The organism is Roseobacter litoralis Och 149 (assembly GCF_000154785.2).
Taxonomy (GTDB): domain Bacteria; phylum Pseudomonadota; class Alphaproteobacteria; order Rhodobacterales; family Rhodobacteraceae; genus Roseobacter; species Roseobacter litoralis.
This window is the reverse complement of record NC_015730.1, coordinates 3,855,633-3,865,000: the sequence shown is the minus strand read 5'-3', so window position 1 is coordinate 3,865,000 and position 9,368 is coordinate 3,855,633. Positions and strand designations below refer to the sequence as shown.

The window sequence follows — 9,368 nt, the reverse complement described above, 5'->3', positions numbered from 1 at the left end:
GGGGAACTGAAACATCTAAGTACCCGGAGGAAAGGAAATCAATTGATACTCCCCTAGTAGCGGCGAGCGAACGGGGACCAGCCGAGCCTCAATTGTGGTTAGAATGCGTTGGAATGCGCAACCAGAGTGGGTGATAGTCCCGTATAAGAAGCATGAGAGGACGTATTAAGTAGGGCGGAACACGTGAAATTCTGTCTGAAGATCGGAGGACCACCTTCGAAGGCTAAGTACTCCTTACTGACCGATAGTGAACCAGTACCGTGAGGGAAAGGTGAAAAGCACCCCGACGAGGGGAGTGAAACAGTACCTGAAACCGAACGCCTACAATCAGTTGGAGGGGCTTTACGCCCTGACAGCGTACCTTTTGTATAATGGGTCATCGACTTGGTCTCACGAGCAAGCTTAAGCCGTTAGGTGTAGGCGCAGCGAAAGCGAGTCTTAATAGGGCGTCGAGTTCGTGGGATCAGACCCGAAACCGAGTGATCTAGGCATGGCCAGGTTGAAGGTAAGGTAACACTTACTGGAGGACCGAACCCACATCCGTTGAAAAGGATCGGGATGAGCTGTGCCTAGGGGTGAAAGGCCAATCAAACTCGGAGATAGCTGGTTCTCTGCGAAATCTATTTAGGTAGAGCGTCATCCGAATACCCTCGGGGGTAGAGCACTGGATGGGTAATGGGGCCCCACAGGCTTACTGATCCTAACCAAACTCCGAATACCGAGGAGTACTAGATGGCAGACACACGGCGAATGCTAACGTCCGTCGTGAAGAGGGAAACAACCCTGACCTACAGCTAAGGCCCCTAATTCATGGCTAAGTGGGAAAGCAGGTGGGACGACCAAAACAACCAGGAGGTTGGCTTAGAAGCAGCCATCCTTTAAAGATAGCGTAACAGCTCACTGGTCTAAATAAGTTGTCCTGCGGCGAAGATGTAACGGGGCTCAAGCCATGAGCCGAAGCTTAGGATGCATTTATTGCATGGTAGCAGAGCGTAGTGTGACATAATTCCATGTGTCCTTATTCCCTTCGGGGATATTGGACACGCGGAGTTTTCTGTGAAGCCGGCGTGTGAGCGATCCGGTGGAGAGATCACTAGTGAGAATGATGACATGAGTAGCGACAAACAGTGTGAGAGACACTGTCGCCGAAAGTCCAAGGGTTCCTGCTTAAAGCTAATCTGAGCAGGGTAAGCCGACCCCTAAGGCGAGGCCGAAAGGCGTAGTCGATGGGAACCAGGTTAATATTCCTGGGCCAGATGGAAGTGACGGATCTCGAGGGTAGTTCATCCTTATCGGATTGAATGGGCTGCTTAGAGGTTCCTGGAAATAGCTCCATCGCTAGATCGTACCCTAAACCGACACAGGTGGACTGGTAGAGAATACCAAGGCGCTTGAGAGAACTATGTTGAAGGAACTCGGCAAAATACCTCCGTAAGTTCGCGAGAAGGAGGCCCAGTTTCTACGCAAGTATTGGCTGGGGGCACAAACCAGGGGGTGGCGACTGTTTATTAAAAACACAGGGCTCTGCGAAGTCGCAAGACGACGTATAGGGTCTGACGCCTGCCCGGTGCCTGAAGGTTAAAAGGAGGGGTGAGAGCTCTGAATTGAAGCCCAGGTAAACGGCGGCCGTAACTATAACGGTCCTAAGGTAGCGAAATTCCTTGTCGGGTAAGTTCCGACCTGCACGAATGGCGTAACGACTTCCCCGCTGTCTCCAACATAGACTCAGCGAAATTGAATTACCTGTCAAGATGCAGGTTTCCCGCGGTTAGACGGAAAGACCCCGTGCACCTTTACTACAACTTCACACTGGCATTAGGCCGAACATGTGCAGGATAGGTGGTGGGCTTTGAAGCGGAGACGCTAGTCTTCGTGGAGCCTCCCTTGAGATACCACCCTTGTTCTGCTTGATGTCTAACCGCGGTCCGTTATCCGGATCCGGGACCCTGTGTGGTGGGTAGTTTGACTGGGGCGGTCGCCTCCTAAAGCGTAACGGAGGCGCGCGAAGGTTGGCTCAGAGCGGTCGGAAATCGCTCGTTGAGTGCAATGGCAGAAGCCAGCCTGACTGCAAGACTGACAAGTCGAGCAGAGTCGAAAGACGGCCATAGTGATCCGGTGGTCCCAAGTGGGAGGGCCATCGCTCAACGGATAAAAGGTACGCCGGGGATAACAGGCTGATACTGCCCAAGAGTCCATATCGACGGCAGTGTTTGGCACCTCGATGTCGGCTCATCTCATCCTGGGGCTGGAGCAGGTCCCAAGGGTACGGCTGTTCGCCGTTTAAAGAGGTACGTGAGCTGGGTTTAGAACGTCGTGAGACAGTTCGGTCCCTATCTTCCGTGGGTGTAGGATACTTGAGAGGAGTTGCCCCTAGTACGAGAGGACCGGGGTGAACGATCCACTGGTGGACCAGTTGTTATGCCAATAGCAGTGCTGGGTAGCTATGATCGGAAAGGATAACCGCTGAAGGCATCTAAGCGGGAAGCCCCCCTCAAAACAAGGTATCCCTGAGAGCCGAGGTAGACCACCTCGTCGATAGGCCAGAGATGTAAGCGCAGCAATGCGTTCAGTTGACTGGTACTAATTGCTCGATAGGCTTGATTTGATCCAGTAGAAGCAAGACTTCTATTTGGTTCGAAAGCATACACATACATAGTTGTACATGACTTGGACACAGAGGTTTTTTATGGTTTGGTGGTCATAGCGAGAGCAAAACACCTGGTCCCATCCCGAACCCAGCCGTTAAGTGCCTTAGCGCCGATGGTACTGCGTCTTAAGACGTGGGAGAGTAGGTCACCGCCAAACCTAATAAAACCTCTGGTTAGTATCTCTCTTCGATGTTCAAATTAATCCAAAAACGGAACCGATGTTGTTGTTGTGACCTAGTTCGTTGCAATAATCCGGTCAGTAGTTTCTTTGCGCTCACAAAGTGCTGTCGCATACGATCTGTGGTGTTGAAACTCGGTAAGTGTCCCGCATAGCCGCGCCTATGCCTCGGTTCTCCAAGGTCGGCTATGCGCTTGCTTATGCAGATCAAATTACAACTGGACAAGACAGTCATCAAACGCGACCATGACATGGGCGTAGGCCAGCGCCTTGTCCGTTTCCCGGAAAGGCATTGTGCAGCAATGTCCCGAGAGCGAGCACAGATCGTGACAGGCCGATGCAGACGGATACGCTCGATCGCCTTGTTTAGAAAGGCTTTGGCCGCCTTCGCATCCCGCCGTGTCGTGAGGCGGAAGTCGACCATCTGGCCGTTCGCATCGACAGCCCGCCATAGATCGCGCCGCTCACTGCCTGGCAGTCGCTACTTGCAGTGAAGAGAAAGGGCCACCCACGCGAATATAGGTTTCATCCACTAACCGACAGGCGATTTGCAAAGCAAACCTGCCGAGAGGGGACATGCAAGTCGACACGCGCTCGGCGCAGATTCTTTTCTGTTGGTTTGGTTAACTCAGGCCCGAATTCCTGGACCCAGCGATAACCCGTGGACCTACCTACACTGGCGCCGCGCTCATCCAGAAGTTCCACGACATCCTGATAGGACAATAGATACCGCAAATACCACAAAGGGTGATCTCACGCGGAAAACGTTGGTGCTTGAACGGAGATTTGCGGGGCATGCTGAACCTCAAAAGTCCCCTCATTTCATAGCAAACAGACGCTCGAACTCTTGTGCTCCAATTCGCGAAAATGTCACGACCCGAGTTTTCTGATCGCGTGATGCCCAAGATAAATCTTCGAAGCGACTCAAGAATGCCCGACCAAGACTGCCAGCTAAATGCGATCTACGCTCGCTCCAGTCCAAACACTCGCGACAAAGTGGCGTTCTGTTGCTGCGTAGACTGTCGAGGTCGATATGGAAGCCAGTTGCGAAGTTTGCGCCAGTCGTGGTCAAGATCAGGTCTTCACCATTTATAGCCAGATGCCCTTGCGCCATGAGACTATCGAACAGCTGCGTTCCCATGTCTCCAGCCAGATGGTTGTAGCAAACGCGTGCTTTGCGCAGTTCGATATCTTTCGGACCAGTTCGTTTGCGAAGATGGCCAGATCCGGCAGCAAGACCCATCAAACCTTCCAGAACATGAGCCACTTCGTCGTTCGCCAGCGAGAAATATTTATGCCGCCCCTGCTTGCGCGGGCGCAGCAAGCCGCCGGCATCCAGCTTTGACAGATGCGAGCTTGCGGTTTGAATCGTAACGCCTGCCTCTTCGGACAATTCACTAACCGTCAAAGCTTTCCCACTCATCAGCGCCGTCAACATATTTGCACGGGCTGGATCACCAATCAGCGCGGCGATGTGGGCGATATCAGGACCTTCTTTCATACTTCGAGCGTAGTCGAAGCATTTCCACACAGCAATAGCATAGAATACACACAACAGTCTTTGAAAAGGAAATTGCCGTGCTGACCTGTGTAATCCGCTACCACATCGACCCCACGAAAAAAGCCGAGTTTGGCGAGTATGCTCGCAACTGGGGCCAGGCAATCCCGCGCTGCGGCGCTGATCTGATCGGCTATTATGCGCCGCACGAAGGTTCCAGCACTTTAGCCTACGGTATCTACAATGTGACGAGTCTTGCTGACTATGAGGTCTATCGCGCTAGACTTGCAGATGATCCGCTTGGGCGCGAAAACTACGAGTTTGCCCAAAAAGATAAATTCATTCTCCGCGAAGACAGAACCTTTCTGAAACTCGCCTCCACGCCGCATGGGACTGGGAGCATAACACCATGATATCAATAGATGTTTGTGGCCCGAACGGTCTTAAACTTGCGCTGCACCATTACACTAGCGATCACGGCCTGCCGATTTACCCACCCGTACTTTATATTCACGGCGCAACATTCCCCTGCGCATTGTCCGTAGGCTTCAAGTTCGACGGACGATCCTGGGCCGATGATCTTGCGGATGCGGGGTATGACGTGTGGGGCCTCGACTTTATCGGTTTTGGATCATCTGATCGCGCCAACGACAATCAAGATAGTTCAATATCGGGACGTTTTGGGAACGCAGTTGAACAGATTGAAGCGGCGGTCCAAGAAATTCAGAAACAAACCGCCGCTGAAAGTATATCCCTACTCGCACATTCTTGGGGGACGCTTCCTGCTGGTGGCTTCGCGGCATCCCACCCCGATCTCGTTGACCGATTGATCTTGTTCGGCCCGATATCACGCCGAGACAATCCAGTAACCGAAACAACAATGTCGCCGACGCGAGCCATCACGTTGCAAAGCCAATATGACCGTTTCACCGCCGATGTCCCGGACGGCAAAGCTGCGGTTCTATCTGATGCCCATTTTTCTGAATGGGGCCAGGCTTATCTGGACACAGACTACGACAGCCAAACGGTATCGCCGCCGGCAGTAACTGTGCCTTCTGGTCCCGCTGCAGACATCTCCGCCGCCTGGAGCGGCAAGTTTCCATATGACCCATCACAGGTGCATTGCCCGGTTCTGATTGTGAGGGGCGAATGGGATAGCCTGGTTCCAGACAAAGATGCGGCTTGGCTGTATGATGCGTTTACAAACGCTGCTGACAAACAGGACATCAAACTGGCGCGTGCAACGCATCTTGCACATCTGGAATCTGGCCGCTTTCGACTTCACGATACTACGCGGGCATTTTTAGGAGCCAAATCCGAAGACACCGCCGGTGCAAATACTCAAATTGCAGTTATCTTTGAAGTTGAGCCAGCGGAAGGTCGCAAAGACGAATACCTCGCTATCGCTGCTGAAATGCGTCCTATGCTGAACGAAGTGGATGGTTTCATCTCTGTTGAGCGGTTTCAAAGCCTGACCAACCCACACCGGGTTCTCTCGCTTTCCTTCTTTGAGGACGAAGCGGCAATCGCGCGGTGGCGCACTTTGAGCGCACATCGCGGTGCACAGACCAAAGGCAGGGACGGTGTTTTCGCCGACTACCGCCTTCGGATTGCAAGTGTGGTTCGTGACTATGGCATGTTTGACAGGACGCAGGCCCCGTCTGATAGCCGAAAGGCGCACGCGAAGTGACCACATTCATTTTACGAACAGAACTGGCATTTCTGGCCCTTCGTTACACCGGAAAATTTTGGGCATTGAGCAGTCGTTGACGTGCACGTGGCAAAGGGTAATTAAGTCCGCAACCTGTGAGTTCGCATGCGCTCCGGTTGTGCGGATGCGGCGAATGACCGATCTGGTGAAGCTGCGGCGCTGCGACCGAGATCATCGCAGACGGCAGCTTTGGGCGGGAGAGGCTGGAGACTATCGTACGGACGCTGGATTGTGCTGCAGTGCTGCAGGGTCCGGTCAAAACCTTTTGGAACTACCTGTGGCAGACATGGAGCGGAGTGATACGGCCTGTTGTTTTCGATTGGTATTGGCACTGAATCCAGTCATAGAGAACAATGTTTTCTACTTCGCTCAAATCGTTCTTACAGCATGCCAAATACTTCCCTTTGTGGTCGGCGTTGGCCGCTACTCGAATGCGCTCCTTTGACTCCCGGTCTCGAGGGTTGGGGACAACATTTGAAACCGTCATGCGTTGGTTTCCGCCTGCACGTCGCCGATTTGACCGCGAGGCCAAACGGGTTTTTCCCAATATGAAGCGTGGCGCGCGCGCTAAGTTGGGCCAAGATATGGGCCGGCAGATGGGGAGAACACTGTTCGAGATCTACCACGATGCTGAATTTCAAACCCAACACCATAAATTCAATGCTTCAGGTCCAGGACTCGTCGCTCTGAAAGAAGCTCAGGCAGCTGGCAAGGGTGTGATCATCGTTTCCGGTCATTTCGGGCAGTGGGAAGCTGTTCGCGCTGTGCTCAAAATGCATGGGCTCGAAAGCGGCGCAGTATATCGTCCGAACAAAAATCGCCACTATGAGCGTCGCATGCTTGCAGGTATTGAGGCAGGGGGGAAGCCGATCCTGGCCACCGGTCGTATCGGAACCAGAGCCCTTGTGCGCCATCTACGGGATGGCGGCATAGTTTCGATCCTGCTAGATGAGAAATATGCAGAAGGCGTCAGGATACCGTTCCTTGGGCATGACGCCCTCACATCTCTCTCGGCAGCCCAGCTTGCGCTCAAATACGATCTGCCCATGATCCCGGCATATGGCACCCGAATAGATGATGGAAACGCATTTCGTGTGGAGTTCGAAACCCCAATTCCCCACACTGACAGCATCACCATGACGCATGAATTCAACGACAGTCTATCCGCGCGGATCATGGCAAATCCAGAACAGTGGTACTGGATGCTGCGACGATGGGACGGTGCTTGATCGCAAAGGGGACTCGCCAACGACTCCTCTGCGGTACGGGAATGCTGCGCCTTCGACCAACGACCAGTTTGGAGGAGAGCGCTGCAGCGACGGCTAGTTAGACAAAGGTAGGCTCTGGGCCGATGATCCCTATTTATAGTGCGCGCGCCGGTCTGCAAAATCACGCACACGCTTACGCCAAGATTTATAGCTTCCGGGCTTGAGAGTGTCTCGCATGAGCGCTTTCACAGCCTTGTCATCAAGCCCGAACTCCTGCTCAATATCCGCGAAGCTGACATGATCAGAAAGTGCCATTTGAACGATCTCGCTGATGTGTTCCAGCGGTAGGCTTTGCGTTTTTTTCATAAATTGCTAACTAGCGGATCATGCTTTCAAAGCAAGCAACCTGGTCTCGATTAACCAGAAGGGCGATTGCGTTCGACAGGTCAAGGACTGCTTCTGTCTAGCCGCTTTCTTACCGAGATACGCGCGACCATCTAGTTGAGCGCGGGATCACGGTGGAAGACCGTTGGGTGCAGAAATTCGGGCCGGAGATCCGCAAGCGCGCGTACGGCCAGCACCGTGCATGGCGGGGGCTTCAATGATATGTGGATGAGACCTACATCCGTGTAGATGGGCGTTCGTGTTGTCTTTGGCGAGCCGTCGATCAGCGTGGCCAGCTTATCGATTTTCGATTAACCGCTCGGCGAAACGCCAGCGCTGCAAGGGCCTTCATGCGCCAGGCCAGTGACGCCGTTCGCTGCTAACAGCGGGTCACCATATCCGTGTTGCATGCTCCAGCATGGCCCCACCTGCTCGGGTGAGGCGCATTGGCCTGCTTCCCCGTTCAATCAGGATTGTACCCAGATCATCTTCCATCTGTTTGGTCTGTTGGCTCAAGGGAGGCTGCGCCATATTCAGCCGCTCAGCTGCATGTGTGAAATTCAGCTCTTCCGCGACAGCGACAAAGTATCTTAGGTGTCGAAATTTCATCATATGCTCTTTGTTCTCCCATCGCTCTAGCTTACGTTCTACACCTTCAAAATCTCGCTGCACCGCCTTTCTGTATTTGCCGCCAGGGCCCGGTTCGGATTGGACCGTAAGGATGCAATTACAACCAATTAAGAACCCGCATTGCGGATGATTTAAAATCCTGCAAACCTTTCATCTGGTAATTTAATAGGGGTGAAACTGTGGAAATCATGTGCTTGAATGGGTGGGGTGGTAAGCTTCACGAAGCGTTGGTTCCCTATGTCGCAGAATCTGCACCTGACGTGCTCTGCCTGCAAGAAGTCGTCCACAGCCCCATTTCTGAAAAAGACTGGCTGACATACCGCGATGGGGATCACATCCTGCCCCAACGGGCAAACTTCTTTCGTGACGTTGCCAGAGCCTTGCCGGAACACACAGCAACCTTCTGTCCCGCCGCGCAGGGCGTGCTCTGGGACGAAGACCAGTCGTTCCCCTCCCAATGGGGGTTGGCCACATTCGTGCATAAGTCGATTCCGATCATCGGGCAGGTTCAGGGGTTTGTGCACAAGGGCTATTCGCCTGTCGGGTACGGTGATCATCCTCGATCACGGAGCGCCCATGGCATCCGGGTTTATGACTACAACTCGGATCGCTGCATCAGTGTCACCCATATGCATGGGTTGCGCGATCTGAATGGAAAGATGGACACACCCGAGCGGGCGGAACAGGCGCAGCGGCTTCTTGCGCTGTCACGGCACATCTCTGAACCGGGCGACCTGAGGATCGTCTGTGGCGACTTCAACGTTGAACCGCACAGTGAAACGCTTGAAATTCTTGGGGCGGCTGGTCTGTCAGAGCTGGTGACCGGTCGCGGCTTCACCAGTACGCGAAATACACAATACAAAAAGTCTGGCAAATTCGCGGACTACATGTTGATCAGTGACGCCGATGCGGTGCAAGAATTCAATGTAGTCTACAACCCAGAGGTTTCGGATCACTGCCCCTTGGTGCTTACAATCTGACTTTTTGGCAACCACAGCAGCCCTATCACACCCACCCGAAGCCGATCCTGATCCAGCCTCAGACTTGACCACCACATCTTCGAAAAATGCAGGCCACCGCTTGCGGGCATCTATAAGTGCATGTGAGACTT

The 9,368-nt window shown here is 53.4% G+C and carries 8 protein-coding genes, 2 rRNA genes and 2 pseudogenes (1 of these 12 only partly in view); 8 read left to right on the top strand and 4 right to left on the bottom strand.

The window, feature by feature from the left end:
- A 23S ribosomal RNA gene (locus tag RLO149_RS18495) occupies positions 1-2,605 on the top strand (it extends 226 nt beyond the left edge of the window).
- An 85-nt stretch (positions 2,606-2,690) separates the two neighbouring features.
- A 5S ribosomal RNA gene (gene rrf / locus RLO149_RS18490) occupies positions 2,691-2,805 on the top strand.
- A 340-nt stretch (positions 2,806-3,145) separates the two neighbouring features.
- Here rrf and RLO149_RS24550 read toward each other — a convergent pair.
- Positions 3,146-3,623 (bottom strand): annotated as a pseudogene (locus RLO149_RS24550) (IS6 family transposase); the annotation flags it as partial.
- Positions 3,624-3,643: 20 nt separating this feature from the next.
- The gene (locus tag RLO149_RS18485) at positions 3,644-4,327 is read right to left on the bottom strand and encodes an ArsR/SmtB family transcription factor (protein ID WP_013963606.1); all 684 of its coding nucleotides are present in this window, start codon (positions 4,325-4,327) and stop codon (positions 3,644-3,646) included.
- Positions 4,328-4,404: 77 nt separating this feature from the next.
- Here RLO149_RS18485 and RLO149_RS18480 point away from each other — a divergent pair, with 77 nt between their 5' ends.
- From RLO149_RS18480 to RLO149_RS18470, 4 genes and pseudogenes are all read left to right on the top strand, one after another.
- Positions 4,405-4,737: an NIPSNAP family protein gene (locus RLO149_RS18480; RefSeq protein ID WP_013963605.1), complete on the top strand. Its 333-nt coding sequence runs from the start codon at positions 4,405-4,407 to the stop codon at positions 4,735-4,737.
- Positions 4,734-5,579, top strand: a pseudogene (locus RLO149_RS24220) (alpha/beta hydrolase); the annotation flags it as partial. The gene RLO149_RS18480 and the pseudogene RLO149_RS24220, both read left to right, overlap by 4 nt.
- Before the next feature lie 90 nt (positions 5,580-5,669).
- Positions 5,670-6,014 carry an antibiotic biosynthesis monooxygenase family protein gene (locus tag RLO149_RS24215; protein WP_044025748.1) on the top strand — a complete coding sequence of 115 codons (345 nt, stop codon included), beginning with the start codon at positions 5,670-5,672 and terminating at the stop codon, positions 6,012-6,014.
- Positions 6,015-6,388: 374 nt separating this feature from the next.
- Complete coding sequence (locus tag RLO149_RS18470) at positions 6,389-7,264, top strand: lysophospholipid acyltransferase family protein (RefSeq protein WP_044025433.1); 876 nt, start codon at positions 6,389-6,391, stop codon at positions 7,262-7,264.
- Positions 7,265-7,393: 129 nt separating this feature from the next.
- Here RLO149_RS18470 and RLO149_RS18465 read toward each other — a convergent pair whose 3' ends face one another.
- Positions 7,394-7,609 (bottom strand): DUF2805 domain-containing protein, encoded by a 216-nt coding sequence (locus RLO149_RS18465; protein WP_013963602.1) that lies wholly within the window; start codon positions 7,607-7,609, stop codon positions 7,394-7,396.
- 242 nt (positions 7,610-7,851) lie between these two features.
- Between RLO149_RS18465 and RLO149_RS24545 the strand changes: the two genes are divergently transcribed.
- Positions 7,852-8,010 (top strand): DDE-type integrase/transposase/recombinase, encoded by a 159-nt coding sequence (locus RLO149_RS24545; protein WP_201766493.1) that lies wholly within the window; start codon positions 7,852-7,854, stop codon positions 8,008-8,010.
- A gap of 7 nt (positions 8,011-8,017) precedes the next feature.
- On the opposite strand, the gene RLO149_RS18460 is transcribed toward RLO149_RS24545, so the two are convergent.
- Complete coding sequence (locus tag RLO149_RS18460; protein ID WP_083825512.1) at positions 8,018-8,236, bottom strand: LysR family transcriptional regulator; 219 nt, start codon at positions 8,234-8,236, stop codon at positions 8,018-8,020.
- Between the two features lie 209 nt (positions 8,237-8,445).
- On the opposite strand from RLO149_RS18460, the gene RLO149_RS18455 reads away from it, so the two are divergent.
- On the top strand, positions 8,446-9,237 hold the full coding sequence (locus RLO149_RS18455) for an endonuclease/exonuclease/phosphatase family protein (RefSeq protein WP_148264508.1): 792 nt from the start codon (positions 8,446-8,448) through the stop codon (positions 9,235-9,237).
- The last annotated feature ends 131 nt before the right edge of the window (positions 9,238-9,368 follow it).

Excerpts from the sequence above, each read along its gene's own strand:
- RLO149_RS18470 (WP_044025433.1), top strand. The coding sequence starts at position 6,389 with ATGTTTTCTACTTCGCTCAAATCGTTCTTACAGCATGCCAAATACTTC.
- RLO149_RS18460 (WP_083825512.1), bottom strand. The coding sequence starts at position 8,236 with ATGAAATTTCGACACCTAAGATACTTTGTCGCTGTCGCGGAAGAGCTG.
- RLO149_RS18455 (WP_148264508.1), top strand. The coding sequence starts at position 8,446 with ATGTGCTTGAATGGGTGGGGTGGTAAGCTTCACGAAGCGTTGGTTCCC.
- RLO149_RS18485 (WP_013963606.1), bottom strand. The coding sequence starts at position 4,327 with ATGAAAGAAGGTCCTGATATCGCCCACATCGCCGCGCTGATTGGTGAT.
- RLO149_RS18465 (WP_013963602.1), bottom strand. The coding sequence starts at position 7,609 with ATGAAAAAAACGCAAAGCCTACCGCTGGAACACATCAGCGAGATCGTT.